General features: G+C 69.7%; 28 protein-coding genes. 8 read left to right on the forward strand and 20 right to left on the reverse strand.

What is annotated here, in order from left to right; genetic code table 11:
* Nucleotides 1-189 precede the first annotated feature (189 nt).
* The 18 genes from OG285_RS21315 to OG285_RS21400 all read right to left on the reverse strand — a co-directional run bounded on the left by OG285_RS21315 (nucleotide 190) and on the right by OG285_RS21400 (nucleotide 12,200).
* Nucleotides 190-1,446 carry a tyrosine-type recombinase/integrase gene (locus tag OG285_RS21315; protein WP_371791912.1) on the reverse strand — a complete coding sequence of 419 codons (1,257 nt, stop codon included), beginning with the start codon at nucleotides 1,444-1,446 and terminating at the stop codon, nucleotides 190-192.
* 71 nt (nucleotides 1,447-1,517) lie between these two features.
* Entirely contained in the window at nucleotides 1,518-1,766 is a 249-nt protein-coding gene (locus tag OG285_RS21320; protein ID WP_371791913.1) for a helix-turn-helix transcriptional regulator, read from the reverse strand.
* A gap of 302 nt (nucleotides 1,767-2,068) precedes the next feature.
* Entirely contained in the window at nucleotides 2,069-3,625 is a 1,557-nt protein-coding gene (locus OG285_RS21325) for a DUF3987 domain-containing protein (RefSeq protein WP_371791914.1), read from the reverse strand.
* The gene (locus tag OG285_RS21330; protein WP_371791915.1) at nucleotides 3,622-3,813 is read right to left on the reverse strand and encodes a hypothetical protein; all 192 of its coding nucleotides are present in this window, start codon (nucleotides 3,811-3,813) and stop codon (nucleotides 3,622-3,624) included. Before OG285_RS21330 ends, OG285_RS21325 begins: the two co-directional genes overlap by 4 nt.
* 161 nt (nucleotides 3,814-3,974) lie before the next feature.
* Nucleotides 3,975-4,865 carry a bifunctional DNA primase/polymerase gene (locus OG285_RS21335; RefSeq protein WP_371791916.1) on the reverse strand — a complete coding sequence of 297 codons (891 nt, stop codon included), beginning with the start codon at nucleotides 4,863-4,865 and terminating at the stop codon, nucleotides 3,975-3,977.
* A 92-nt stretch (nucleotides 4,866-4,957) separates the two neighbouring features.
* Entirely contained in the window at nucleotides 4,958-5,599 is a 642-nt protein-coding gene (locus OG285_RS21340; RefSeq protein WP_371791917.1) for an XF1762 family protein, read from the reverse strand.
* Between the two features lie 71 nt (nucleotides 5,600-5,670).
* A complete protein-coding gene (locus OG285_RS21345; RefSeq protein ID WP_371791918.1) occupies nucleotides 5,671-5,829 on the reverse strand; it encodes a pRL2-8 in 159 nt (52 codons plus the stop codon).
* 22 nt (nucleotides 5,830-5,851) lie between these two features.
* Nucleotides 5,852-6,016: a hypothetical protein gene (locus OG285_RS21350; protein ID WP_371791919.1), complete on the reverse strand. Its 165-nt coding sequence runs from the start codon at nucleotides 6,014-6,016 to the stop codon at nucleotides 5,852-5,854.
* Nucleotides 6,017-6,258: 242 nt separating this feature from the next.
* The gene (locus OG285_RS21355) at nucleotides 6,259-8,445 is read right to left on the reverse strand and encodes an FtsK/SpoIIIE domain-containing protein (RefSeq protein WP_371791920.1); all 2,187 of its coding nucleotides are present in this window, start codon (nucleotides 8,443-8,445) and stop codon (nucleotides 6,259-6,261) included.
* Between the two features lie 95 nt (nucleotides 8,446-8,540).
* Complete coding sequence (locus tag OG285_RS21360; protein WP_371791921.1) at nucleotides 8,541-8,873, reverse strand: DUF6257 family protein; 333 nt, start codon at nucleotides 8,871-8,873, stop codon at nucleotides 8,541-8,543.
* Between the two features lie 80 nt (nucleotides 8,874-8,953).
* Nucleotides 8,954-9,286: a hypothetical protein gene (locus OG285_RS21365; RefSeq protein WP_371791922.1), complete on the reverse strand. Its 333-nt coding sequence runs from the start codon at nucleotides 9,284-9,286 to the stop codon at nucleotides 8,954-8,956.
* Between the two features lie 21 nt (nucleotides 9,287-9,307).
* Nucleotides 9,308-9,646, reverse strand: coding sequence for an RRQRL motif-containing zinc-binding protein (locus tag OG285_RS21370; RefSeq protein ID WP_371791923.1), 339 nt, complete (start codon nucleotides 9,644-9,646; stop codon nucleotides 9,308-9,310).
* On the reverse strand, nucleotides 9,643-10,152 hold the full coding sequence (locus OG285_RS21375) for a hypothetical protein (protein ID WP_371791924.1): 510 nt from the start codon (nucleotides 10,150-10,152) through the stop codon (nucleotides 9,643-9,645). The genes OG285_RS21370 and OG285_RS21375 overlap by 4 nt, the downstream gene beginning before the upstream one ends.
* On the reverse strand, nucleotides 10,149-11,150 hold the full coding sequence (locus OG285_RS21380; protein ID WP_371791925.1) for a DUF2637 domain-containing protein: 1,002 nt from the start codon (nucleotides 11,148-11,150) through the stop codon (nucleotides 10,149-10,151). The genes OG285_RS21375 and OG285_RS21380 overlap by 4 nt, the downstream gene beginning before the upstream one ends.
* Nucleotides 11,147-11,431, reverse strand: coding sequence for a DUF6303 family protein (locus OG285_RS21385; RefSeq protein ID WP_371791926.1), 285 nt, complete (start codon nucleotides 11,429-11,431; stop codon nucleotides 11,147-11,149). The genes OG285_RS21380 and OG285_RS21385 overlap by 4 nt, the downstream gene beginning before the upstream one ends.
* A complete protein-coding gene (locus tag OG285_RS21390) occupies nucleotides 11,431-11,622 on the reverse strand; it encodes a hypothetical protein (protein WP_371791927.1) in 192 nt (63 codons plus the stop codon). Before OG285_RS21390 ends, OG285_RS21385 begins: the two co-directional genes overlap by 1 nt.
* Nucleotides 11,619-11,885, reverse strand: a complete 267-nt coding sequence (locus OG285_RS21395; RefSeq protein ID WP_371791928.1) for a DUF6284 family protein — start codon at nucleotides 11,883-11,885, stop codon at nucleotides 11,619-11,621. The genes OG285_RS21390 and OG285_RS21395 overlap by 4 nt, the downstream gene beginning before the upstream one ends.
* A gap of 111 nt (nucleotides 11,886-11,996) precedes the next feature.
* Nucleotides 11,997-12,200, reverse strand: a complete 204-nt coding sequence (locus tag OG285_RS21400) for a hypothetical protein (RefSeq protein ID WP_356834082.1) — start codon at nucleotides 12,198-12,200, stop codon at nucleotides 11,997-11,999.
* 885 nt (nucleotides 12,201-13,085) lie between these two features.
* Here OG285_RS21400 and OG285_RS21405 point away from each other — a divergent pair.
* Complete coding sequence (locus tag OG285_RS21405; protein ID WP_371791929.1) at nucleotides 13,086-14,093, forward strand: XRE family transcriptional regulator; 1,008 nt, start codon at nucleotides 13,086-13,088, stop codon at nucleotides 14,091-14,093.
* On the opposite strand, the gene OG285_RS21410 is transcribed toward OG285_RS21405, so the two are convergent.
* On the reverse strand, nucleotides 14,077-14,862 hold the full coding sequence (locus tag OG285_RS21410) for an NUDIX domain-containing protein (RefSeq protein ID WP_371791930.1): 786 nt from the start codon (nucleotides 14,860-14,862) through the stop codon (nucleotides 14,077-14,079). The two genes, OG285_RS21405 and OG285_RS21410, sit on opposite strands and share 17 nt — an antisense overlap.
* A 253-nt stretch (nucleotides 14,863-15,115) precedes the next feature.
* Nucleotides 15,116-16,885 (reverse strand): phospholipid carrier-dependent glycosyltransferase, encoded by a 1,770-nt coding sequence (locus OG285_RS21415; protein WP_356834088.1) that lies wholly within the window; start codon nucleotides 16,883-16,885, stop codon nucleotides 15,116-15,118.
* Nucleotides 16,886-16,946: 61 nt separating this feature from the next.
* Between OG285_RS21415 and rsmI the strand changes: the two genes are divergently transcribed.
* The 7 genes from rsmI (at nucleotide 16,947) to OG285_RS21450 (ending at nucleotide 25,395) form a co-directional block, all read left to right on the forward strand.
* Complete coding sequence (gene rsmI / locus OG285_RS21420) at nucleotides 16,947-17,888, forward strand: 16S rRNA (cytidine(1402)-2'-O)-methyltransferase (protein WP_356834090.1); 942 nt, start codon at nucleotides 16,947-16,949, stop codon at nucleotides 17,886-17,888.
* A 246-nt stretch (nucleotides 17,889-18,134) separates the two neighbouring features.
* Entirely contained in the window at nucleotides 18,135-18,560 is a 426-nt protein-coding gene (locus OG285_RS21425) for a hypothetical protein (RefSeq protein WP_356834092.1), read from the forward strand.
* Between the two features lie 98 nt (nucleotides 18,561-18,658).
* Nucleotides 18,659-19,540, forward strand: a complete 882-nt coding sequence (locus OG285_RS21430) for a TatD family hydrolase (protein ID WP_371791931.1) — start codon at nucleotides 18,659-18,661, stop codon at nucleotides 19,538-19,540.
* Nucleotides 19,541-19,626: 86 nt separating this feature from the next.
* On the forward strand, nucleotides 19,627-20,535 hold the full coding sequence (rsmA, locus tag OG285_RS21435) for a 16S rRNA (adenine(1518)-N(6)/adenine(1519)-N(6))-dimethyltransferase RsmA (protein WP_356834096.1): 909 nt from the start codon (nucleotides 19,627-19,629) through the stop codon (nucleotides 20,533-20,535).
* On the forward strand, nucleotides 20,532-21,455 hold the full coding sequence (locus tag OG285_RS21440; protein ID WP_371791932.1) for a 4-(cytidine 5'-diphospho)-2-C-methyl-D-erythritol kinase: 924 nt from the start codon (nucleotides 20,532-20,534) through the stop codon (nucleotides 21,453-21,455). The genes rsmA and OG285_RS21440 overlap by 4 nt, the downstream gene beginning before the upstream one ends.
* A gap of 92 nt (nucleotides 21,456-21,547) precedes the next feature.
* Nucleotides 21,548-23,356 (forward strand): ABC-F family ATP-binding cassette domain-containing protein, encoded by a 1,809-nt coding sequence (locus OG285_RS21445; protein ID WP_356834100.1) that lies wholly within the window; start codon nucleotides 21,548-21,550, stop codon nucleotides 23,354-23,356.
* Nucleotides 23,357-23,586: 230 nt separating this feature from the next.
* A complete protein-coding gene (locus OG285_RS21450) occupies nucleotides 23,587-25,395 on the forward strand; it encodes a PQQ-binding-like beta-propeller repeat protein (RefSeq protein WP_371791933.1) in 1,809 nt (602 codons plus the stop codon).
* Nucleotides 25,396-25,431: the final 36 nt, after the last annotated feature.

Below are 25,431 nucleotides of genomic sequence, written 5' to 3' on the forward strand. Positions count from 1 at the left end.
GGAGCGGAGTGGAGGGCGGGGAGCCGGGCCCGGCGTCAGATCCAGGTACTCAGCCACATCCGGTTGTTCCACTGGCTCAGCGGGATCGCGTCCCCGGTGAACAGCGGCCAGAAATAGATGAAGTCTCGCTACCAAGGGAGACCTACGTCCTGACCAGCAGGTTAACCGCTGACCAGGGCGTAAGCGCGGCTACTGGGCCGCCTCTGGGCCGTGATCATGGTCCGCAGGCGCCTTGTACAGGGCATCGACGGCCGAGCGGGTACGCCCCTCGCTGCTCGGCATGAGGTGCGTATAGATCCGCAGAGTGAAACCGGGATCGCTGTGACCTAGGTACGCACTCAGGGCCCGGATGTTCTCTCCGGCATCCAGCAGGACGGAAGCGTAGAAGTGCCTCAGAGCATGCATGCCGTCCTCAGACGCTGATGCGTACCTCTCGCCTGTCTTCGGTTCCGGGATGACGCCCGCAGCGGCCAGAGCAGGCTTCCACAGGTGGTCATTGAAGTGACTTACCCGCACGTGGCTGCCGGAAGTTCCGCTAAAGAGAAGCGTCTTTGTGACGGGTGGCCCATCGGGCGTGCGCCAGGGCAGCGTCACTCTGACCGGGGGGAACTGCTCGGAGTGGGCTCGGAGCGCGGCTCCTACCGCTTTCGGCAGGGGAACGTCTCGGACTTTCCCGCCCTTGGGCAGCGCAAAGACGAACTTGCCACGGATCCGCTTGAGCTGATGTCGAACTCCGAGCCAGCCGCCTTCGTAATCGAGTTCATCTTCCGAGAGGCCGAAGACTTCGCCTTGTCGCAGACCACATCCACTTGCAACATCGACAGTCGCCCGCAGGCGTTCGACTAGCGCGGCGCGTACAGCGAAAACCTGATCCGATGTCCACGGAGCCACCCGTGGCGGGCTCGCCTTGGGAATCTGTACTGACCGGGCCCGGCAGGGATTCTTGGCGAGCAGCGTGTCATCCACAGCCGCACTCAGGGCCGCCGAAACGGTGCCGAAGATGATGCGCCGATGAGAGGAGGCGGCGACTACGGATTCCAGTTCCCCGAGCCACGTCCGGATGTGGCCGGGCTGGAATGAGGCGAGCGGACGACTCCCGATGTACGGGTACGCGTGCAGCCGGAGTCGACGCTCAGCGGCCTCACGGCTGTTGATTTCGGTTGTGTGGGTGGCCACCCACTTCTCGGCGAACTGCTGAAAGGTGATGCGTGCGGCGCGGGGGTCGATGTACTGGCCGCGCGACATGTCGGCAGCAGTTGTGACGAGCCACTGCTCCGCAAGCCGCTTCTGCTTGTCAGGGAATGACTTGCTCTTCTCCGTTCCGTCCGGGCCGACGTAGCGGGCTCGGTACCGCATTCCTGTGCCGTGACGGTCGGTCTTCGTGCGGACGGTCTTTCCATCAATGATTTCGGTTTTGTACCAGCGGTCTTGGATGTGGCCTGCCACGGGGGGCTCCTGGGCGTGATGGGGCAGGGGCACGACTGGTATCCGGTCGTGCCCCTGAAGGCTGGGATGGGTTATGCGGCGATGTCGTCGTCTGTGGCGAGGCTGTTGACCCAATCGCGGACGGCGCGGGGGTCGTAACGCAGGTGCCGGCCGATGCGGATGGCGGGTGGGCCGATGCGCTTCTTGCGCCAGGCGTAGACGGTTTCGACGCTCGGGAGGCTGAACATTGCGGCCAGGTCTTCGGGTGTGAGGTAGCGGTCCGGGAGGCCGTCCCGGAGGGTGGTGCGGGGGTCGGGTGCTGGGGTGTGGTTGGTGGTCACCGGGGCTCCTGCGGGACGGTGGGGCCGGTTTCCCGTGACAGAACTGACAGAAATCGTGGATGTGGGGTCTGGCCTGCGGTTTTGTCGTCTGGGGGGCTCGTGACAGAAATCGCGGAAAATCTGACAGAAATAGCTGCGGGGTATTTCTGTCACGCACCGTCCGCTGGAGGGCGCGTGGTGGGTGCCGTATTTCTGTCGGACTTCTTTTGATTTCTGTCACGGAGTCCGAAACGGGTATCACCGCAGGTCAGAGGCCGTTCCAGCGATTTCTGTCAGTTCTGTCAGCGGGTTGGGGTTTTCCGTCACGCGCTGGTGAGCGGCGGGGCGGTACTCGGGTGGCTGTCGTAGCGGGGCGAGGGGGGCCGCCCGCGTCCGCTGCGTGGGGGTTGGGGCTGTTGGCGGACCCATCCGTGTTCTTCGAGGAGGGTCAGGGCGGGGTCCAGGTCGGCCATGGCGGGGAAGTCCCCGCGGGAGAGGCCCCGGAAGAGTTCTCGCTTGGTGAACCCGGTGAGCCGCTGGTCCTTGAGGTGGGCGAGGACTTGGTGGGCGGCTTCTTGTGCGGGGTCGGCGCCCATGGCGTCGAAGACTTCGAGGGCGTGGGCGGTGAAGTAGTCGCCCAGCTCGGTCGCGGCGGCCATGGTGGCTGCTTCGATGGGCAGCGTCCATCCGTTGTCGGGGTGGGTGGCGAGGTGGAGCAGTCCGGCGATGCGGGCGACTGCTCCGTCTCGTTTGGAGGCCCATTTCACGACGGGGGCGAGGGTGCCGCCTTTGCCGAGCCTGGATTCGGTGACCTTCTGGTAGGCGAGCATGACCGTGTCGGCTTCGGGGCTGAGGGTGAGGACGGCGGGGTCGGTCCAGTCCGCGAGTGCCATGGTCAGGCCCCCGAGCGTCCTGGTGTAGGCGGCGGTGGTTTCCTCGCTGAGGAGGTCGGGGGTGAGGTTGCGGGAGCCGACCAGGGACAGGGGCTTGGCGTAGAGGAACCGGGCGAGCAGGCCGCGCCCATCGGCGCCTTTGACCCGGCCGATGGAGTCGAGGACTTCGGGCTGGATGGCCAGGGCCATCGTGACGGCGGGGGCTTCGATGTGCTGGGGGTCGCGGCCCTGCCGGTTCACGCGCGCCATGTCCCCTGCGTGGCCTTTGAGGAAGACGCCCATGTTGGGGGCCCCGGAGTAGCGTCCGGCGATGATGTCGAAGATCTCGCCTTCGGCGGACATGACGCTGATGCGCCCGTCCTGCTCGGCCAGGAGCGTGGCGAGGCTTTCCGGGGTGACGTCGTCCGCGATGAGCTGCGGCTTGGCGGGCACGGTGAGTTCGTCGGCCTGCTGGGCGAGCTGGACGGCTTCGGCGGTGAGCTGGTCACGTAGGCCGGGTTCGGCTCCTGCCGCCTTCTGCGCGGCCTTGTCCGCTGCTGCCTTGGCGAGGCGTGCCGTGGTTTCCGCCTCGGCCCGTACGGGGCCCGACAGTTCCACGAGTGTCTTTTCCACGGCGAGGAGTGGGCCGGTCATGAGGGCGAATACGGCGCTCTTGCGGTTGCCGGGGGGCAGGGCAACGGCGGTGTAGAGGTTCACGGGTTCGCGCCAGTGCCCGCGTACGCAGACGGTGGCCCGTCCGCCGGCGGCGGTGGCGATGACTCCCAGGGCCAGGCACCCGGCGAGATCGGCCGGTGTCTGCGTCTCCTCGGCCACCCCGGCGACCATGTCCCCCAGCCAGGCGGGGAGGGCGTGCACGGGGAAGGCGGGCAGTTGCCTGCGCGCGGACAGGGGTACGGGCTCGTCCCAGGTGGGGCCGGTGATGGTCTCGGGGGTCAGGTCGTCGAACCCTTCCCAGAGATCGGAGCCGAGTTCGTTGGGGGTGCTCATGCTGCGGTCCTCCCTTCCACGGGGGCGAGCAGGGGGCAGTGGTCGCGGTGCGCGGTGTGGTTCTCGATGAGCTGGAGGGTGGCGGCGCGGCCGATGGCGTGGCGCTCGTAGCCGCACACGCACCAGGACCGCCCCGACGGCATGGCCGACCAGCTCGGGGGCGCGGTGATCGTGAGCAGTGCGGTCACCTGCGGCCGTTGGCTCCGGGGAGCGGGTGCCTGCTGGTCAGGGCGAACAGATCGAAGCGGACGGCCTGCGGCCGACGACTTTCGGGAAACAGCCGCACGCACCGTTGTGGGCCGGGGCTCGGGGGCGTCCGGGAGCCCGGCCAAGCCCAACTGCTCCGCGCTCATGCGGCTGCCCTCAGCCCGTTGTTGACGGCGCGAACCGCGTACGCCTCAGGGACGCCAACCGAGACGGCCGCAGCGATGATCTGCCGCCCCAGGGAGTCCAGTCCGCAGGGCCCGGGGCACTGCGCGTGCTGGCGTGCCAGGAACTGGGCCACGCCGAACGCCTGGGATCCGGCGCCGGATTTGGTGTGGGAGTGGACCAGGTGGATGCCTCGGTCCAGTCCGGTGCGGACGTAGCGTTCGGTGTGGCGGCACCCGGTGGCCACGGTTGCGTCCCATGCGGTGCGTCCGGGGAGGGAAGAGACCACCTCCTCGCGAGCGGGGGTGGTCTCTTGTTTCTCGACCAGCGCCAGGACGACGGACGGCAGGCGGGACATGCTGCCGGTCCCGGGACCGAGCCACCGGGCGTACTGCATCGTGGACTTGATGTCGACGCTGTCACGGACCGCGTTCGCGGACTGCATGGCACCGAGGTAGATCCAGTGTTCACCGCGCGTTGTGGGCACGGCCCGGGTGGCGGGCAGCGATGCGTGGGCCCAGCCCACTGCGTCTGCGTTGTCCAGGTCCACGACGGTCAGCCCTGCCCCGCCGGGGTGATAGGCCACTGTCTGTGCCTGCTCCCACGCTCGTGCCCAGGCGGAGGAGGTAAGGAGGGCGGGGTCGGTTGTGGCAGCGGCCCAACCGTGACAGACGCCGGGGCAGGCGCACGGGCCGGCGGTCTTCATGTTCGGCCGGCCGCCGCACGCGTTGTCCGCACACCTGCGGCAGTTCCCGAACGGGAGCTTTCCGGCCCGTAGGGGCAGGACCGGCACCCCGGCACCGGCGAGGGACAACGCGGTTTCGATGAGGAGAGGTGCGGGGGCTCGTCGGATGGCGGTGGGTTGAGTCATGCTGGGTGTCTCCAGTTCCACTGTTGAGTTGTGCTGGACGAGGGCGGCCCCGGCTTTGGTGAGACGGGGGCCGCCCTCGGTTGTGCGGTGGGTCAGGTGGCTTTGGTGTGTCGTGCGCGGTGGGCGCGGACGCGGCAGGCGGGTGAGCAGTAGAGGGCTGGGCGACCGCGTGTGGCGTGGGGCAGGGGGTTGTTGCAGTCGTCGGCCGTGCAGGTGTTTTCGTTACGGATTGCGTTACGTAGGTCGGCCAGCGACAGCGGTGGTGCGATGCTGCGTGACTGCTCCCAGAGGAAGCGGCCGACTCCGTCCGTGCCGCGGTCTGTTCGGTGGCGGGATGGGGTGTCCCAGCCCTTGCGAGGCCGTAATACGGCTACCAGGCGCCAGCCAGCCGCCCGGAGGCTCGTGCCCGGTTCGGTATCTTGGGTGTAGGTGATGGTGCGCTGGTATCCGGCAGCTGACGCGGTTCTCCAGGCAGCTGCGTAGAGGGCGGAGCAGGCGTTGGGGGTGCCGTCGGTGGCGACTCGGGTGACTTCCAGGGTGAAGCCGTCCCAGAGGCCGCGGGCGACGGGCCGCCCAGCAGATGCGGCCCCGACCAGACGGCCCTCTGGGGTGGTGGTCACGCCCCATCCGAACTTCCAGCCCTGGGGGTGGCGGTGATGGCGGTGGAGACGGTCGATCGTCGCGCACGCCTCATCGAACGACAGCGGGACGATGGTCAGCTTGGACTGAGACACACGAAGCCTCCGGTTCCACGGGGAGAGCGGGGCCCCGGACTTTGGCGAGACGGGGGCCGCCCTCGGTTGTGCTACTTGACGATCAGGTGGTTGGGGTGGCGTCCGCCCATGTGGCTGACGCACTCGGCGCAGTCGGTGCGCTGGTCCTGGGCGGCGTGGATGCTTCGGTCGTAGGCGTGTGCCCAGCACTGGCGGCACTGGCCGCGCGGGGGGCTGTAGGGGTCGGCCATGACTCCTCTTTCCGTTGCTCGGTCAGTACTCGCATTCGCAGTTCTGGGCGAGCTGCTGGCAGTCCCAGCAGCGGGGGCAGTCGCAGCCGCAGGCGTGGTCGGCGTGTTCCTCGCCGACGCCGTAGCAGAGGCAGCCGGATTCACCGCAGGGCTGGGGCGCGTAGCCCTCGTTGTGGTCGTCGTGCACGTTCAGTCCTCCCGGGCGTGGTTACTGTGCGTTTCAGGGAAGGGTGTTGGGGGTGCTTGTGCGGGGGCTGTTTCCGGGGTGATTCCGGGTCCGGGAGGTGGTGCCTCCCCAGCCTCCCTAGGCTCCCCAGCTGGGGTGTTGTCGCAGATCAGTGCTGGGGAGGCGGGTTGGGGAGGCGGTTGGGGAGAACTCCCCAGGATGTGCGCGTCTCCCCAACTCCCTCCCTGTCACTGTGCGTCGATCTACCCGGCGTCTTCGGTGTCCTCGGTTTCGTCGGCGCGGGTCTCGATCGCGGCGAGGACGCGGGCGTGGGAGATCGTCTGGTTGCCGTTGTACTTGCGCGGTTCGGCGCCGAACGGCTTGAGGGCCTGGACCAGGTCCGAGGCGGACCACGTCCGGTAGACCTCCGGCCACCGGTGGGCCAGGTGCTGGCGGACCTCGTCGGACTTCATGCGTTCCTCGGCGCCCAGGACGGCGGCCACGTCAGCCAGGTGGTCGGCCTCCCGCGGCGCGGACTCTGTCCCGGTGGAGGTCTTCACTCCGGCCCGCAGGGCCTTGGCCCGCTCCGCGATGGCGTCGGCGTCCTCGGGCCCGATGTAGTGGGTCCGGGCGGTCACCGAGGGCTGGCCAGGGGCGAGTTTGATCCCGTCACCGGCCACCACGAGGGTGCCCCTGTCCAGGCCCTGGCGCAGCTTGTGCGGGGCCGCGCCGGCGTCGACCGCGGAGTCACCCACGGCCATGCGGGCTTGGGACTCGGTGCCCAGGACCAGTGAGGCCCGGATGTGGTTGCCCTCCCGGGAGCGCTTGGGCAGGTTCTCGTTGGTCGGGTCCTGGGTGCCCTCCCAGGTGGTGACGTTCACCGCGCGTCCCTGGTCGTGGATCTTCTTCACGGCCTGGAAGTAGCGGCTGTCAGCCTTCGACCCCCCGTACGGGGCGCCGTAGCGGACGGTGCCCTTGTCGGTGGTGAACGTCTCCCGGGCGCCGGAGCCGTAGGCCACCTGCGCCTCGTCGATGAGGAGAATCAGGGGGTTGAATCGCGGGTCGGCCAGGATCTTGTCCTGGCTCCAGCCCTTGGCGGTCAGCTCCCGCATCAACGCGATGCGGTCGGCCATCTCCGCAACGGCCTCTTCGAGCATCTCGGTGGCCTGGATGACGTGGTCATCGGTGGGGCCCTGGATGAGGACGGTGGCGATGCCGTCGAACATCTGCCAGTCGCCGACGCCCTTGAGGTCGGCGATGTGGAACTCGACCCGCGGGTCGAGTGCCAGCCACAGGGCCAGCGCCCGCAAGGACGCGGTCTTGCCCTGGTTGGACAGGCCGGTGATGAGCATGTGCTTCTGCCACAGCGAGACCAGCACCGCGTCCCCGCGCAGGTCGACACCCCAGGGGGCGCGGCCCCGGTGCATGTCGGCTGTGGTGTCCGGGTCGGTGACCAGCGGGGAAGGGCCGATCGGCTGGTCGAGGGCGCCGGAGTCTGCGATCCACAGGCGCACGGTCCGTGCGGCCGGCGGGATCGTCATGTGCAGCTCGTGTTCGTGGCGGTTCAAGTTCTCCGCGAGCTTGCGCCGCTTGCCCAGCACCTCTTCGGTGCTCACTCCGGACGGCAGGGTGACGTCGACTTCGACGCCGCACCCGGCCAGCGTGATGGGGCCGAGCATCCCGGCCGCACCGTCGGCCATCTCCTTGACAGCCTTACGCAGCGAGGAAATACCCAGGTCCGACAGGGCCTTGACGACGGCCGACGGCGTGACCGGCACATCGTCCGTGGCCCCTGTGGCGGGCCGGGCCCATGCGGGCGCGGTCTGCTGCTGCTGGCCGGACCGCCACAGGTGAGACAGCCCGGCCAGCAGCATCAGGGCGAGCGCGGGGCCCCAGGCGACGCCGATGAACCAGCACAGGGCGCGGACCGCGTCGACGGCGGCCAGCGTCGGCGCGATCACGTCGTGCAGGTGGTGGTCGTGTACGGCCATGCAGGCACCGAGCAGCAGCAACGCGCCCTCGGTGCCTGCGGCGCCGATCGCTGCGGACTTGGCCATCTGCGGGACGCCCGTGATCAGTTCCATCCGGCGGCGGTGGCGGTCGGTGCGGAAGCGGTCGGCTTTCTCCTGCCACTCCGCGGCCAGCTCGTGGTTGCCCGCGGCCACGGCGGCGGCCCGCATCTGGTGGTGCACGGCCACCGTCCGGCCCTGCCACGTCCGCCGGGCGACCACACCCGCCCCACCGGCAACGTAGAGGGAATGCCGGACCAGGGCACGGGCACCGGCCCGGGTGCGCTCGTGTGTGACGGCGCGTCCTATCGTGCGACCGGAACGCACCCACAGGGGCACCGGTACCGCCGGGGCGGGATCGGGCACCACGGTGAGCACGGGCGGGCCCAGCTCGTCATTGTCCGGGGCGTTCTTGCGCAGGCTGATGACGTTGTCCGACATGATGGCGGTACTCCTGTCTGCCCCGGCGGGGCGGATGAGTGAGGACCCGGGGGCGGCCGGTTGTCTTGGCGGATGGCAGCCGCCCCCGGGGACAGTCAGAGGCCCAGATCGCGCGCGGCACGCTCCGTGCGGCGCAACGCGTCCTCAGCCGACTTCAAAGCGGCCTTCGCCGCCGGACGGCCCGCACGGTCCGCGGTCCGCAGTGCGGTCTTGGCGACGGCCACAGCCTGCCGCGCGGTCTCCAGATGGACCGCCATGACGGCCGCCTCACGGTCATGCCGCCTGGCCGCGCCGTCATGGATCCGCTCGATCTTGCGCTCCAAGTCGCCCTGATAGACGTGCTCACCGGCGATACCGCGCTTGCACATGCGGGCCACGTATCCGGCGACCTGGGCCTTTTCGCGGGTAGTGAGCTTGGGCTCTGCCACGGTGCTCCCTCCACGGGCCGGACTGTCCGGTCCTCCGCCGCCCCCGGCAGGCCTCACCGGCCGGGGGCGACGGAGGACCGTCAGTGGCCCTTGCGGATGTCGTGCCAGACGGAACGCAGGACGAGCACACACACGGTCAGGGACACCACGGAGATGGCGACGGCGACGGCGGACAGGGCGACGGTCAGCAGGAACACGGAGGCTCCGACGCCGATCCCGATCCACTTCCCGGCCGAGGCCGGCGACTGCTGGACCGGCGGAGGGGTGGGTGCGGGCTGCTGGGTGAGCTGCTGCGCCTTCAACACGGCCTGAATGAGGGCGAGTTGTTCCGTGTTGTGGGCGGCTTCTACTGCTGCTTTGGCGGCGGCCCCGATGTCGCTGCGGGCGCCGGGCTGGATGGGCAGGGGTTCCACGGTTTCTCCTTCAGGGATCGGTCAGGCGGCGAGCTGGTGGCCGGCGTCCGCGCAGGGAACGCACATGCCGAGCGTCGGCGGGATGCGGTACCCGGCGTCCCGGCCGCACTCGGGGCAGATGCGTTGTGCGGCGTTGGCCTTGGCGAGCGCCGCCCAGCGGCCCGGGGTCATCGGGCGGACCGGCTTGGCCTGGTCGACCAGGTAGAGGTAGGCGACCAGCGGGCCCCGTCGACGACGAGGGCGTTCGAGCTGGGCGGCCACGTCCTGACCACCGGGGCGCAGCCCCATGGCGCGGAGCTGTCGGCGGGTGGCCAACCCGTCCGGGGCGAGACGCCACCGGTAGGTGGGCAGGCCGCTCACGGTGTCGTGCTCTTCAGGGGGAGCGGCTGGACCCGCCACAGGACCTCGCTGGCCGGGGGCAGCGCTGCCCCCGGCGTGTGGGTGGTCCAGCCCGAGCGGGACGCGCCCTGGGTCTCGGCCTCGATTTCCGCCGCGTCCAAGGTGGCGTGGATGCTGTGCAGTTGGCCGCGGTGGAAGAGGGCGTAGACGCGGTCGGCCCGGCCGTTCTGCTTGCGGGTGATGCGCAGCAGGGTCCGCAGCGTCTGCCGGTCCTCGGTGTCGAGCAGCATCTGTGCCCGCAGTGCCGTCAGTTCGCCTTCGAGCCGTGCGGCGTCTGCGGTGGAACGTGCGAGTACGCCGCGGAGCTCCTCCAGGGCGGTTTCCGCTCGGGCCGTGGAGTCGGTGGCGGTCTGGGCTTCTCCGCGGTAGCGGTCGGCCTCAGCGCGGGCGGTGGCGGTTTCCGCTTCCGCACCGGAGAGGCTGGCGCGCAGGGCGTTCAGGGTGCGGGTGCGAACCATGGTGATCATGCGGAAGCTCCCTCGAAGGCCGGGGCGGTGGTGTCGCGCAGTTCCTGGTATCGGGCGGTGACCCAGCCGATGGACCAGCCGGTCAGCTCGGCCGCGGACCGGACCGTCAGCCCGGCCGCGTACGCGGCACGGACGGTGGAGCGGGCGAGGTCTTCCGGCTGCTTCTCCTCGGCGGGGCCAGCGGCCAGCAGCGCTTCCTGTTCACGCTGGGCCTGCTCATGTTCACGCTCACGCTGTGCGTGTTCACGCGCCTCGCGCTCACGGCGTTCACGGTCACGCCGCTGGGCGGCCTCGCGTTCACGGCGTTCACGCTCGGCCTGCTGCTGTTCACGCTCGGCCTGTGCGTGTTCACGGGCCTCCCGCTCGGCCCGCACACGGGCGTCAATCGCGGCCTGCTCTTCGCGCCGGGCACGGTCTTCGTGCTCACGCTGTTCACGCGCCAGGCCGGCTTCATGCTCACGCTGTTCACGGGCGAGCGCCGCCCTGTGCTCGCGCTCCTCACGGGCACGCCGTTCGGCTGCTTCCCGCCGGTCGACGGCCGCTTGTTCGCGGGCTTGTTTCTCTGCCTGCTGCCGGGCGTTCACGTCGTTCAGCGCGGCTGCGATGGCGCGGCGGTAGGCGAGTCCGGTCTCTGCGGTGACGATGAGCAGCAGTGGGGCGACCGCGTGGACGGCTACCCCGACCAGGTCGCTTTGCAGGGCGGACTGCGCGACGTTCAGGGCGAGGGTCATGACGCCGGTCATCCAGCGCAGCGCGATGGGCCACCATCCGCCCTGCCCGCCGAGGCGGGCCATCGTGGCGTCCAGGCGGACCACGATCACCACCGCGGCGTCTACGACCAGGGGCAGGATCGGGGCTGTCCACTGCCACGGGGCGGGGGTGTGGCGGGCCGCGAGGGGTGTCACGGTGAGGATCGAGTAGAGCATGGCCCCACCGACGATCAGCCACGTCCCGACGGACAGGGCACGGTCGGCTGAACGGATCTGAACACTGTTCACGACGGGCCCCCGTCCCGTGAACGCACCAGGACCGAGGCCAGCAGCCGCACCGGCGACGTGTCGTCACCGTGCGCCTCGCTGTACTCCGTCCACTCCCACTGGGCGTCGTCGGTGAACACGTAGCCAAGGTCGGTGAGCACGCGTGAACGCTCAGCCGGTGTCGGCACCAAGGAGGCCGGGCCGAAGTCGTGCTCAGGCCACTGGGAGATCGGGAGGTCCATCACAACCACGTACAGACGCCACCGGCCGCCGCGGTTGGAGAACTGCGCGGTATGCGCCATCACGCCACCCCCCTACGGCCGCGGCCATACAGCACCCAGCCGACGAACTGGACGGCGCCGCCGCCGGCGACCAGGTAGCGCCACTTGGGGTCGTCCGTCAGGAGCGCCAGCACGGACCCGGCGAGGGCCAGTGCGATGCCGACGAACACGAGCACCAGGGCGCCTCGCTGAGCAGAGAGGTTCGCGGTCATGCCGCACCGCCCGGAAGCACCGTGTCGGTGCGGTTCGCCAGCTCGCGGCGGGCGGCGAGTACCCGGCGGCGGGCCCGGCGGATACGCCGCGCGTCCACCTCGTTCGCCGGGCGGTCCAGGGTCATGATCTGCGCGTCGAGCAGGGCGACTTCCGCCGTGATGAGCGGCATCTCCAACTCGATGGCATCCAGCTCGGCGGCCGTCGGCTCACCCTCGAACGGGGTGGCCGTAACGATGGCCTGAAGTGCTGCGATGGTCTTCATGGGTCGTGTTCTCCCTAGCAGGTGGTACGGCTCGAAAGCGGCCCCGGTGCTCGAACACCGGGGCCGCACTCTGTTGGGGCAGGCCCGGCTGAGCCCGGCCTGATGGATGGGTCAGCGCCGCTTGCCGTCGGTGCTGACCCGGGAGCCCTCGACCCTGCCGCCGCGAACCTTGGCCAGGGCGGCCTTCGCGGCGGCGGCGCGGACCTGCGAGTCAGACATGCCAACCGGACCGGACATGTCGTGGTAGATGGTGACCAGGTCACCGGCCTTGGTACGGACGTGGATCTCGGCGTTGTAGTGCTGCTGGCTGCTCACGGGGTGTTCCCTCCTGGTGGTCCGGACCGGTTCCGGCTCCCCTCAGCCCCGCCCGTACGACCAATGGCCGGACGGGCGGAGGAGGCAACCGGCCGCACCGCCAGGGGCGGTGCGGAGTGTGGCTCGACTGCGTGCGACGGCACCGGCATGGACCGGTACTGCCTCACGCAGCGGGTCAAGCAATGACGCGGAGGGCGACGCCGGCCGTACCGGTCCAGTACGGCGGGGCCCCCGTATTTCGACGGAACACAACAACCTCCGAAGTGATGGAAGGGTCGGGCGCCATGTCTCTGCCTGGCGCTGAGCAGGGCAGCTCACAGCGGGTGGCGCCCCGAGGGGCGTTCTCCAGAGCCGGTGTGCGGTGCGTACCGAGCCGACACCCGGTACCGCTGCCGACGAACATCACCCGGTCGTCACGGGGATGGGGTCTCTCACCCCTTCTGAGTTCACTGTTCAGTTCTCAAGTAACACGGCTTCCTTCGGGCTCACTCCCGTCGCCGGGGCCCTCCGGGCGTTGCGCCATCGGACCGGGGTCCATCTGGTGCGCACCAATAGATAAGCATCTGGTGCGCACCAGAGTCAAGGATGTTCGGCGGTTCCATCGCCGTTCCGCCTTGCTGGCGCCTAATCAGAAGACTCCAGAAGGCGGGGTGTCCGGTAGCCAACAGCGCTTAACACGCGGCCTGTTAACCCCTGTTGACCTGCGGTGATGTAGTGCATGCTGGAGTGGACAGCGAGGCACCTATCGCCCGGCGGTGACCAGTGAGTGAAGGACTTCGGGGGACGCGGAAAAATCGCGGATGGTCCCAGGAGCGGCTAGTCCGAGAGATCGAGCAGTACGCCAGGCAGCACGCAACGGATGTCGCTTCGACCGCGAGTTTGCGTGTGTACGTCTCCGAGTGGGAGAACGGCAAGCGGGTGATCTCAGACCGCTACGCAGTGATCCTTCGTCGTCTTCTCGGGGTTACGGACGCCGAGTTGAGGCCCGCAGCCACAGTTGTGCAGGGGCTGGCCGCAGACGGTTATGACGACTTGCTCAGCCGGATCGACACGGCGAGCAGCATCGGCGGCAGCATGGTGGAGTCGTTCAACGCACAGACAGAGCTACTGCGGACCATGGACCGTCAGATGGGTTCATCGGGTCTTGTTGACCAGATGGCTGGTCACCTGGCCAAGCTTGAAGAAACGCTGAACTTCGCTGTCTTGCCGGGCACTCGTCGGCCCGTGGCGCTCGCCTTGGCCGGTGCCTCCACCTTGGCGGCTTGGCAGGGGCTGGACGCTGGTGCAGTTGAGCGGGCCTGGCGCCACTACGAGGTTGCGAAGAGGGCCGCCAGGGATGCGGAAGCCCCCATGTACCTGGCTCATGCGATGGGGGAGCAGGCGTACGTCCTGTGCGATGCGGGCCGCCCTGCTCTGGCTGTCGATCTCGTGCGTGACGCACAGAGGATCCTTGGCCGGCAAGGCTCTCCCCGACTGCTGGCGTGGCTCTACTCAACAGAGGCTGAAGTGTGCGCCCGCGCAGGATTGCCGATCGACAGCAGACGAGCGCTCGACGCTGCGGCCGCGAGCATTCCGGCCGGGGCGGAGGACCGAGACCCCGACATGCTGAGCATCTTCCTCAACGGGTCTCACCTCGAACGATGGCGAGGCAACGTCCTTGCGATGTTAGGTGACGGCGACGCAGTCACCGAACTGTACGGGGCTCTTGAGCGAGTGGACCCGACGTTCGTCCGGGCACAGGCGGGGCTCCGGTGCGATCTTGCGCAGGCGCACCTGGCGCGCGGTGAGTACGACCAGGTCGATACTCACCTGCGCGCGGCGCGACTACTGGCCAGCCGTACGGGGTCCGTACGGCATCGCCGCCGTATCGATCTCCTTACGCGGGAGTTGTAGGGGATCCACTGCGGTTCGCCAGCACATGCAGCAGGCCGACCAGGGTCCCGGAGCCCATGAGATCGCCCTGAGCCATCAAGCGCGGCACGTCAGCCAATGGAACCCACTCGACGTGGCCGGCCTCTTCCGCATCCGTGGGTTCTCCCACGTGCTCGGCGCCCCGGCCCACGAAGATTTCATGCGGGGAGTCGACCATCCCGACCATCGGCTGATAGGTCACCGCGTGGTCCAGGTTGGTTGGCCGCCACCCTGTCTCTTCCTCGACTTCGCGTACTGCCGTTTGGTGTGCGCTCTCGCCCGGGTCCACGATCCCCCCGGGAAGTTCCCAGCCCCACTGCTGCGGAACGAATCGGTACCGCCAGAGCAGGAGTACACGGTCCCGATCATCCAGCACGACGGAGATTGCGACGTGTTGGAGCTTCACTACGTGATGCTCGAACCGCTGGACGCCGGGGGGTTCGACATCCCAGAGTTCGAGCTTGACCCAGCGATTGTCGTAGAGGGTTCGTTCGCCGTGAATCTTCCACGGGGCGAGTTCCTCGGGGCGGGTGACGCTGGCCCTTCCGGGGACCCGGTACGAGCTGCGGCCCCGGACCTCGATAGCCCCCTCGGCAACCAGTTTCGCGAGTACCTGGCGCAGGGCCGTGCGGCCGATGCCGAGGTCTTCCACCATGGTGCGTTCGGAGGGCAGCTTGTCGCCGGGCGCCAGTTCGCCGGATGCGAGCCGTGCACGGATTGCTTCGTAGACCTTTGCTGACTTGGGTCCCATCCGTGAAGCACTCTCCGTTCCTAGGGGCTTAATGGTGGCGCGGACCAGCGTAAAGCGCTTGCGCGGGGTCCGTAAGGCGCCTTACGGACCCCTCCTACTCAGAGGCAGGGCGATCCGGTGTGACCGTTCGGGATGCACCTCGGTACGGGGCCGTGTGTGGGCCGTCTGAGGACACCCAACGACGACCAACAACGACCGCCGTCGACCACGGGAAAGCGCGACGACTTCTGCGCCGCGCGCCTTGTGTTCGCTGCTAGATCCAGGTGTTCAGCCACATCCGGTTGTTCCACTGGCTCAGCGGGATCGCGTCCCCGGTGAACAGCGGCCAGAAATAGATGAAGTTCCACATGATCAGCAGCACCAGCACACCCGCGCCGATCGCGCCCACCGCCCTGCGCCGCTCGCTCGACCCGGGCGGCCCCAGGATCGCCCCGATCATCATGGCGACAGCCAGACACAGGAACGGCACGAAGACGACCGCGTAGAAGAAGAAGATCGTCCGCTGCTGGTACATGAACCAGGGCAGATACCCGGCCGCGATCCCGCACGCGATGGCTCCGGCCCGCCAGTCCCGGCGGAAGACCCAGCGCCACAGGATGTACAGGACCGCGAAGCACGCCGCCCACCAGAGCAGCGGGGTGCCGATCGCCAGCACCTCGCGGGCGCAGCTCTCGGTGCCCTGCGGGCAGCCGTCGACGCCCGGCTTCGGGGACTCGTAGAAGTACGAGACGGGGCGGCCCACCACGAGCCAGCTCCACGGGTTCGACTGGTACTGGTGCCCCTCGGTCAGATTGACGTGGAAGCTGTAGACCTCGGCCTCGTAGTGCCAGAAGCTGCGCAGCGACGCCGGGACCCAGCTCATGTCGAACTGCGGCAGGTGGACCGTGCCGAGCACCGGCAGTTTGACGTGGTCGGGCGAGAGACCGGCGCGCTGGTTCGCCCAGTCGCGGAAGTAACCGCCCTTGGTCACGAACCAGCCGGTCCAGGAGAGCAGGTACGTCACCACGGCGACCGGCACCGTCGAGACGAAGGCCGGCAGCACGTCGTGGCGCAGGACGGCCCGGTACGGACGGACGGCGCCCGCCGTGCGGCGGGCGCCCACGTCCCAGAGCACCGACATCACCGCGAAGAAGACCAGGACGTACAGGCCGTTCCACTTGGTCGCCGCGGACAGCCCGAGCAGCACCCCGGCGGCGATCCGCCAGGGCCGCGCGCCCAGCCGGAGCGTGCTCGCCACACCGCTGTCGGGCCGCAGCCCGCCCTCCTCGCCCACCGGCAGAGCGGCGGCGAGCCGGGCCCGGGTTCTGTCCCGGTCGATCAGCAGCGCCCCGAAGGCCGCCACGACGAAGAACATCACGATGAGGTCGAGCAGCGAGGTGCGGCTCATCACGAAGTGCAGCCCGTCGACCGTCAGCAGCGCGCCCGCCAGGCACCCCAGGAACGTCGAGCGCAGCAGCCGCCTGCCGATCCGGCAGATCATCAGCACCGAGAGCGTGCCGAGCAGCGCGGTCATGAAGCGCCAGCCGAACGGCGTGAACCCGAAGAAGTGCTCACCGATCCCGATGAGCCACTTGCCCATCGGAGGGTGCACCACGTAGCCGGGGTCGGACGGCACCGAGACCCGTGAGGGGTCGGCCAGGATCGCGTTGTTGATGTCGTCCGGCCAGTGGCCCTCGTAGCCCTGGTGGATCAGGGCCCAGGCGTCCTTCGCGTAATACGTCTCATCGAATATCACGGCGTGCGGGCTGCCGAGGTTCCAGAACCGCAGCACCCCGGCGACCAGCGTGACGAGGAGCGGACCGCCCCAGGCCGACCAGCGCAGCAGCCGCTCCGCGAAGGCCGGGGAGAGGCCGAGCACGCTCCACACCTGTGGCCCGGGCGAGGCGTACGGCGGCACCAGCCGCTCGCGCAGACCCGTTTCGCGCGGGCCCGCGTACCCGAAGCGGCGCAGCCCGCGCCCCCAGGCGGGCGGCTGTTCCCCGGCGTCGTGGCCCTTCACGGCTTGAGGCGCTGTACTCGTCACCGCGCCATCGTAGGGAACCCGACTGTGAGAGTGGTGTGCACGGGGCTGGGAGAATGGAGTCGTGACAGGAATGCTGGTACTCGCAGGGACCCCCATCGGTGACGTGTCGGACGCGCCGCCCCGGCTCGCCGAGGAGCTGGCGACGGCCGATGTCGTCGCCGCCGAGGACACCCGGCGGCTGCGCCGGCTGACCCAGGCGCTCGGCGTCCAGACGACGGGACGCGTCGTCTCGTACTTCGAGGGCAATGAGTCGGCCCGCACCCCGGAGCTGGTCGAGGCGCTGACCGGCGGGGCGCGGGTGCTGCTGGTCACGGACGCGGGGATGCCGTCGGTCTCCGACCCCGGCTACCGGCTGGTCGCCGCGTGCGTGGAGCAGGACATCAAGGTCACGGCGGTCCCCGGCCCGTCCGCCGTGCTGACCGCGCTGGCGCTCTCCGGGCTGCCGGTGGACCGCTTCTGCTTCGAGGGCTTCCTGCCGCGCAAGGCGGGCGAGCGGCTCGGCAGGCTCCGCGAGGTCGCGGCCGAGCGCCGGACGCTGGTGTACTTCGAGGCCCCGCACCGGCTGGACGACACCCTCGCCGCGATGGCGGAGGTCTTCGGCGACGACCGCAGGGCGGCGGTCTGCCGTGAGCTGACCAAGACGTACGAGGAAGTGAAGCGCGGGGGGCTGAAGGCGCTCGCCGAGTGGGCGGCGGAGGGCGTACGGGGCGAGATCACGGTCGTGGTCGAGGGCGCCCCCGACACCGGGCCGGAGGAGCTCGACCCCGCCGAGCTGGTGCGCAGGGTGCAGGTGCGCGAGGAGGCGGGGGAGCGGCGCAAGGAGGCCATCGCCGCGGTCGCCGCCGACGCGGGGCTGCCCAAGCGCGAGGTGTTCGACGCGGTGGTCGCGGCCAAGAACGCGGCCAGGGACGCGGCCAAGGACTCGGCGAAGGGCACAGCCAAAGACGCAGCCAAAGACGCAGCCAAAGACGCAGCAAAGGACCGTGGCCCGCACGGCTCCTGAGGGTGCGCGAGCGGCTGCGGGCGGTGGCCGTGCGGCGCCGGACGGGACCCTGTGCCACCGGGAGGTAAAGGACCCGCGCGCTTGGCAAAGCGGGCAACGTGATCACGGGGCCTTAGGCCACGAGCAGGCCAAAACCGGTCCAATAGTAGGCAGCACCTGATGCATTCCGGGACCCGGAGGCGTCCACTGGGAAGTGGGACGGAATCGCCCCACGGAAGGCTTGTCCGTCGGACAAGAGGAGCTGGCATGAGTGAGATAGTTGAAAGCACCGCCCACGAGGCGTATTCCTTCGCCTGTATGCGGTGTGGTCATGGCTGGGAGCAGGCGTACGAGATAGAGCACCACGTAGGCGCTTCCGGTGAGAACTTTGTCGTATACCGCGCTGACGGCGACCGGGTGCCATCGCCGCTTTCCAATCCGAGCTGTGTGAACTGCGGCGGTCACGTCGTACGCATCATGAGGTCTGGGCGGGTCTCATCGGTGCAGAATCTGCTCCACTACCCGAACAACGTCACGTCCCCCGCCGGTCCGGCCGGGGCGGACAGGGACACCGCACACCGGGGGACGGACGCCGGGTCCGCAGCGACCGTGGGCGGGGCGACCCCCGCACCTGACGAGCACCACCACTGGCAGCTCCGGGATCTGCTGCACCCCTTCCAGCACCGCGGCTAGAGCGCCGCGCGCACCGCGTCCACCGCGGGTCGGGCCCTCGCGAGGCGGCCCTCCCCCAGCCCCAGGGGCTGGGAGGTGCCCCCATAAGATCGGGTGCCATGAGCAAGGACACCGCGCCGCCGCTGCCCGCACCGCTCGCCGTGCCGGTGGCCGACTCGCACACCCATCTGGACATGCAGGACACCACCGTGGACGAGGCCCTGGCCAGGGCCTCGTCCGTCGGAGTGACCACCGTGGTCCAGGTGGGGTGCGACCTGAAGGGCTCCCGCTGGGCGGCCGAGACGGCCGCCGCGTACGAGAACGTGCACGCGGCGGTCGCCCTGCACCCGAACGAAGCGCCCCGCATCGTGCTGGGGGACAGTGACACCTGGTCGCGGCAGGAGGCCCGCGCCCCCGGCGGCGACGGCGCGCTGGACGAGGCGCTCGGCGAGATCGACCGGCTGGCCGGGCTCCCGCAGGTGCGGGCCGTCGGCGAGACCGGCCTCGACCACTTCCGGACCGGGCCGGAGGGCGTGGCCGCCCAGGAGCGCTCGTTCCGGGCGCACATCGAGATGGCGAAAAGGCACGGCAAGGCGCTGGTTATTCACGACCGCGAGGCCCACGCCGATGTACTCCGCATTCTGGCGGAGGAGGGGGCGCCGGACCGGACCGTATTCCACTGCTATTCCGGTGACGCCGAAATGGCCGAAGTCTGCGCGGCCCGCGGCTATTTCATGTCCTTCGCCGGGAACATGACGTTCAAGAACGCCCAGCCGCTGCGTGACGCACTCGCCGTCGCCCCGCTGGAACTCGTCCTTGTCGAAACGGACGCGCCTTTTCTTACCCCCGCCCCCTATAGAGGACGGCCGAATGCGCCGTATCTCATTCCCGTGACGGTCCGGGCGATGGCGGCGGTGCGGAACACGGGTGAGGACGAACTGGCCGCCGCGATCATGGCCAACACGGTCCGGGCCTTCGGTCTCGACGGCGACACCGTGTGAGACCGGCGTGAGCGTGAAGTGCGCCGTGCGAGCGGGGTGCGCGCCCAGCGCGCCCCGGGGCCTCCGCGCGGCCGTAGGCTTGACGGGTGAGCAGCACTGAACCCGAGGCATCCCCCCAGGCATCCGAAGTCTCCGACGCCCTGCTGGGCCCCGCCGACATCCGTGAACTGGCCACCGCGCTCGGCGTACGCCCGACGAAGCAGCGCGGCCAGAACTTCGTCATCGACGCCAACACGGTGCGCAGGATCGTCCGGACCGCCGAGGTGACCCGGGACGACGTGGTCGTGGAGGTGGGCCCCGGCCTCGGCTCGCTGACCCTGGCGCTCCTCGAAGCGGCCGACCGGCTGGTCGCCGTCGAGATCGACGACGTGCTGGCGGGCGCGCTGCCCGCGACGGTCGAGGCCAGGCTGCCCGCCCGCGCCGACCGCTTCACACTCGTCCACTCCGACGCGATGCAGGTCACCGAACTCCCCGGCCCGCCGCCCACGGCGCTGGTCGCGAACCTCCCGTACAACGTGGCGGTCCCCGTCCTCCTGACGATGCTGGCCCGGTTCCCCTCGATCGAGCGGACGCTGGTCATGGTCCAGGCGGAGGTCGCCGACCGGCTCGCGGCCGAACCCGGCAACAAGGTGTACGGGGTGCCCTCGGTCAAGGCCAACTGGTACGCACACGTCAAGCGGGCCGGATCCATCGGCCGCAATGTGTTCTGGCCCGCGCCGAACGTCGATTCGGGCCTGGTGTCGATGGTCCGGCGCACCGAACCGGTCGCGACCACGGCCACCAGGGAAGAGGTCTTCGCGGTCGTCGACGCGGCGTTCGCCCAGCGCCGCAAGACCCTCCGCGCCGCGCTCGCCGGCTGGGCGGGGTCGGCGCCGGCGGCCGAGGCCGCACTGGTCGCCGCGGGGATCTCACCGCAGGCGCGCGGGGAGTCGCTGACGGTGGAGGAGTTCGCCCGGATCGCGGAGGGCAAGCAGGCGCCGGAGGACAAGGCATGACGGTCCATGACGGCACGGCGACGACGGCGGGCGTCACCGTCCGCGTACCCGCCAAGGTCAACGTCCAGCTCGCGGTGGGTGGCGCGCGCCCCGACGGCTTCCACGACCTGGCCAATGTCTTCCTCGCGGTGTCGCTGTACGACGAGGTCACCGTCACCCCCGCCGACACCCTGCGCGTCACCTGCACCGGCCCCGACGCCGGGCTGGTCCCCCTGGACCGTACGAATCTCGCGGCGCGGGCGGCCGAACTCCTCGCCGCCCGGTACGGCACCGAGCCCCGCGTGCACCTCCACATCGCCAAGGACATCCCCGTCGCGGGCGGTATGGCGGGCGGCAGCGCGGACGGCGCGGGCGCCCTGCTGGCCTGCGACGCACTCTGGTCCACGGGCGCCTCGCGCGACGAACTCCTCAGTCTCTGCGCCGAGTTGGGCAGTGACGTGCCGTTCAGCCTGGTCGGCGGAGCGGCGCTCGGCACCGGCCGGGGCGAGCGGCTGACGCCGCTGGAGGTGGGCGGTCCGTTCCACTGGGTGTTCGCGATGGCCGACGGAGGGCTCTCCACCCCGACGGTCTTCCGTGAGTTCGACCGCCTCACGCCCGGCGCCGGCCCGCCGCAGGCGTCACCGGCGCTGATCGCCGCGCTGCGCACCGGCGACACGGCGGCCCTGGCGGGCGCCCTGTCCAACGATCTCCAGCCGGCGGCGCTCTCGCTGCGCCCGTCCCTGGCGGACACCCTCGCGGCAGGCACCGCGGCCGGTGCGCTGGCCGCGCTGGTCTCCGGCTCCGGCCCGACGACGGCGTTCCTGGCGAAGGACGCGGACGCGGCGGAGCGGATCGCGGCGGAGCTGCCGGCATCGGGCACGTGCCGGTCCGCGCGGGTCGCGGTGTCGGGGGTGGCGGGGGCGACGGTCCTGCGGGGCTGAGCGCGGGGGAGCTGCTCCGGGGCAGCGGCCGCAGGTCCCACTGGCCAGGGCCAGTACGCTGGAGATCGATCACCCCCGTCTCTGGAGCGTCAATGGCCGTCAACCTCGTCAATGTCGAGGCCGTCAGCAAGGTCTACGGCACCCGTGCCCTGCTGGACGGTGTCTCACTCGGCGTCTCCGAGGGAGACCGTATCGGCGTCGTCGGCCGCAACGGAGACGGCAAGACGACCCTCATCCGGATGCTCGCCCGGCTGGAGGAGCCCGACACCGGGCGGGTCACCCACAACGGCGGCCTGCGCAGCGGCGTCCTCACCCAGCACGACTCCCTCGACCCGCAGGCCACCGTCCGGCACGAGGTCATCGGAGACCTGGCCGACCACGAGTGGGCGGGCAACGCCAAGATCAGGGACGTGCTGACCGGGCTCTTCGGCGGGCTCGACCTCCCCGGGTTCGCCCAGGGCCTGGACACCGTCATCGCCCCGCTCTCCGGCGGTGAGCGCCGCCGGATCGCCCTGGCGAAGCTGCTCATCGCCGAGCAGGACCTGATCGTGCTCGACGAGCCCACCAACCACCTCGACGTCGAGGGCATCTCCTGGCTCGCCGGCCACCTCCGCGCCCGCCGCTCCGCGCTCGTCGTCGTCACCCACGACCGCTGGTTCCTCGACCAGGTGTGCACCCGGATGTGGGACGTCCAGCGCGGCGCCGTCCACGAGTACGAGGGCGGCTACAGCGACTACGTCTTCGCGCGGGCCGAGCGCGAACGCATCGCGGCCACCGAGGAGTCCAAGCGGCAGAACCTGATGCGCAAGGAGCTGGCCTGGCTGCGGCGCGGCGCCCCCGCCCGTACGTCCAAGCCGCGTTACCGCATCGAGGCCGCCAACGAGCTCATCGCCGACGTGCCGCCGCCGCGCGACACCTCCGAGCTGATGAAGTTCGCCAACGCGCGGCTCGGCAAGACCGTCTTCGAGCTGGAGGACGTCACCGTCCGCGCCGGGGACAAGCTGCTGATGCAGCACCTGACCTGGCAGCTCGGCCCCGGCGACCGGATCGGCCTGGTCGGGGTGAACGGCGCGGGCAAGACCTCGCTGCTGCGCGCGCTGGCCGAGGCGGCCCGTACGCAGGGCGACGCCCAGCCCGCCGCGGGCAAGGTCGTCGTCGGCAAGACCGTCAAGCTCGCCTACCTCTCGCAGGAGGTGGCCGAACTCAAGCCCACCCTGCGGGTCCTCGAAGCGGTGCAGCAGGTACGGGACCGGGTCGACCTCGGCAAGGGCCGCGAGATGACCGCGGGCCAGCTCTGCGAGCAGTTCGGTTTCTCCAAGGAGAAGCAGTGGACGCCGGTCGGCGACCTGTCCGGCGGTGAGCGGCGGCGCCTGCAGATCCTGCGGCTGCTGATGGACGAGCCCAACGTGCTGTTCCTCGACGAACCGACGAACGACCTGGACATCGAGACCCTGACCCAGCTGGAGGACCTCCTCGACGGCTGGCCCGGGTCGATGATCGTGATCTCGCACGACCGGTTCTTCATCGAGCGCACCACGGACCGCGTCTTCGCGCTGCTCGGCGACGCGAGCCTGCGGATGCTGCCGCGCGGTGTCGACGAGTACCTGGAGCGCCGCCGGAAGGTGATCGACGCGCAGACCCCGGCCGCCGTGCAGGCCGTGGCCAAGGAGGTCCCCGGTGCGGTGTCCGCCAAGGACGGCCGCGCCGCGAAGAAGGAGCTCCAGAAGATCGAGCGGCAGCTGGACAAGTTCTCCGACCGGGAGAGCAAGCTGCACACGCAAATCACCGAGAACGCCACAGACTTCGGAAAAGTGGCCGAACTGGACGCCGAGCTGCGGGAACTGGCCGGTCAGCGCGAAGAGTTGGAACTGCGCTGGCTGGAGCTCGCCGAGGACGCGTAGTCCGGTGGCGGGACATCCATAACGGCGGCATCACAGCCCGGTTCTCCCTTGGGCACAGGGGCGGACCGGGCCCTCTCGCCATGTTCTCCGGGTGATACAAAGAACTCCCGCTCGACTGACGTTGATGTGTGGGATCCACACCCGATTCGCTCCTTTCCGGCGCTTATGGCTGCCGGAATTGCGGGGGAGGCCGGTCGGGCAGCGGACCCCGCGTAAAGAGGTATGTGCTGATGACTCAGCCGCCCGACCAGCAGCCGCCGAAGGGCGGTTTCGGCGCTCCGCAGGACCCTCCGCCGGGTGGCTTCGGCGCCCCGCCGCCGCCCGCCCGGCCGCCGCAGATGCCGCCGCCGCCCCAGACACCGCCGGGGCAGCCGTCCGCACCCGCCCAGCCGCCGCAGGGACCGCCGCAGGGACCGCCGTCCGGGCCGCAGCCCGGGTACGGATACCCGCAACAGGCCCCGCAGCAGCCGCAGCCCGGCCCCTACGGGTATCCGCAGCAGCCCGGTCCGTACGGGCAGCAGCCGCAGGGACCGTACGGCCAGCAGCAGGGCCCCTACGGCTACCCGCAGCAGCAGTACCCGGGCGCACCGGTCCCGCCGCAGGGCGGGGGCAAGAACCCCTTCAAGGGCAAGCCGGGCATCATCATCGGCGCGGCCGTCGCGGCGCTGCTCGTCATCGGTGGCGGGGTCTTCTTCGCCGTCAACAGCGGTGACGGCGGCCGCGAGAAGCCGGTCGCGAGCGACAGCAAGAACACGGACGGCGATCCGCTGGCCTCCGCCAGTGCCGACCAGGACGACGGCAGCGGTGACGGGCGCGCGGGCGACGACAACCTCAACTCCGGCCGCAAGGCGGGTGAGGACAAGGTCCTGTGGCTGCAGACCAACAAGGTCGCGCTGCCGCGGGACGGCGCCCAGAACTACGGCATGTGGTTCTCCGGCGATGTCGTCGTGCGCGCCATGTACAAGACGGTCACCGCGTACGGGGTGAACGACGGCAAGGAGAAGTGGAGCGTGCCGGTACCGCACACGATCTGCGCGGCGCCCCGCCAGACCACTCCCGACAGCAAGATCGTCATCGCGTACAAGAGCAACGACACCGACAAGGCCGACTGCAACCAGATGCAGGCCATCGATCTGAAGACGGGCAAGGGCGGCTGGAAGAAGGAAATCCCGCAGGAGGGCAGCTTCGACATCATGAGCTCCCTGGAGCTGACGATCGCGGGCGACACCGTGACCGCCAGCCGGATGGGGCCCTCCAGCGCCTTCTCGGTCAGCGACGGGCACAAGATCTTCGGGCGGATGGCAGGCGCGTGCCAGCCGGACGCGTTCGCGGGCGGCGCCAAGCTGATCGCGGTCGAGTCGTGCACCAAGAACAACCAGCCGGACGCGTCCGAGCAGATGCAGGAGCTCGACCCGTCGACCGGCAAGTCCAGGTGGACGTTCCCGCTCCCCGCGGGCTGGCAGGTCAAGAAGGTCTACTCGCTCGACCCGCTGGTCATCTACTCGACCAACGAGAAGAAGAAGTCCTGGAACATCTCCGTCCTCAAGCACGACGGAACCCGGCGCTCCCAGCTGACCACGAAGGACAGCTTCCAGCCCGAGTGCGGTCTGTCGATCATCGACCGTGACCTCCAGGGCTGTGTCGGCACGGCGGCCGACGCCAACACGCTGTATCTGCCGACCGAGGTGAAGAGCGGCGCGAACGACGTGGTCGCGTTCGACCTGAACACCGGCAAGGAGAAGTGGCGGGCGCCCGCGGGCAGCGACCGTACGATGCTGCCGCTGCGGATGGACGGCCCCAACCTCATCGCGTACAAGGAGCCCTCGTACGACGGCGGTGGCGCGGTCGTCAGCATTCCGTCGACGGGCGGCAAGGCGAGTGTGGTCCTCCAGAACCCGCAGTCGACGTCCAGCATCGAGAACTCCTTCTACTCGAAGCTGGTCGCCTATCAGGACGGCCGGTTCTTCCTGATGTCGGGCCAGGTCAGGGGAAAGAGGGGCGACACCACCGAGAAGACGATGCTGGTCTTCGGCAAGTGAGCTGTCCCCGGATCCTCAACTCCCCCTCCTCGAAGG

The organism is Streptomyces sp. NBC_01471 (genome assembly GCF_041438865.1).
GTDB lineage: Bacteria > Actinomycetota > Actinomycetes > Streptomycetales > Streptomycetaceae > Streptomyces.

Coding starts and splice junctions, on each gene's coding strand:
- OG285_RS21325 (WP_371791914.1), bottom strand. CDS start 3,625: ATGAGCACCCCCAACGAACTCGGCTCCGATCTCTGGGAAGGGTTCGAC.
- OG285_RS21335 (WP_371791916.1), bottom strand. CDS start 4,865: ATGACTCAACCCACCGCCATCCGACGAGCCCCCGCACCTCTCCTCATC.
- OG285_RS21345 (WP_371791918.1), bottom strand. CDS start 5,829: ATGGCCGACCCCTACAGCCCCCCGCGCGGCCAGTGCCGCCAGTGCTGG.
- OG285_RS21355 (WP_371791920.1), bottom strand. CDS start 8,445: ATGTCGGACAACGTCATCAGCCTGCGCAAGAACGCCCCGGACAATGAC.
- OG285_RS21375 (WP_371791924.1), bottom strand. CDS start 10,152: ATGATCACCATGGTTCGCACCCGCACCCTGAACGCCCTGCGCGCCAGC.
- OG285_RS21385 (WP_371791926.1), bottom strand. CDS start 11,431: ATGGCGCATACCGCGCAGTTCTCCAACCGCGGCGGCCGGTGGCGTCTG.
- OG285_RS21390 (WP_371791927.1), bottom strand. CDS start 11,622: ATGACCGCGAACCTCTCTGCTCAGCGAGGCGCCCTGGTGCTCGTGTTC.
- OG285_RS21395 (WP_371791928.1), bottom strand. CDS start 11,885: ATGAAGACCATCGCAGCACTTCAGGCCATCGTTACGGCCACCCCGTTC.
- OG285_RS21410 (WP_371791930.1), bottom strand. CDS start 14,862: ATGGGACCCAAGTCAGCAAAGGTCTACGAAGCAATCCGTGCACGGCTC.
- OG285_RS21425 (WP_356834092.1), top strand. CDS start 18,135: ATGAGTGAGATAGTTGAAAGCACCGCCCACGAGGCGTATTCCTTCGCC.
- OG285_RS21430 (WP_371791931.1), top strand. CDS start 18,659: ATGAGCAAGGACACCGCGCCGCCGCTGCCCGCACCGCTCGCCGTGCCG.
- OG285_RS21440 (WP_371791932.1), top strand. CDS start 20,532: ATGACGGTCCATGACGGCACGGCGACGACGGCGGGCGTCACCGTCCGC.
- OG285_RS21445 (WP_356834100.1), top strand. CDS start 21,548: ATGGCCGTCAACCTCGTCAATGTCGAGGCCGTCAGCAAGGTCTACGGC.
- OG285_RS21450 (WP_371791933.1), top strand. CDS start 23,587: ATGACTCAGCCGCCCGACCAGCAGCCGCCGAAGGGCGGTTTCGGCGCT.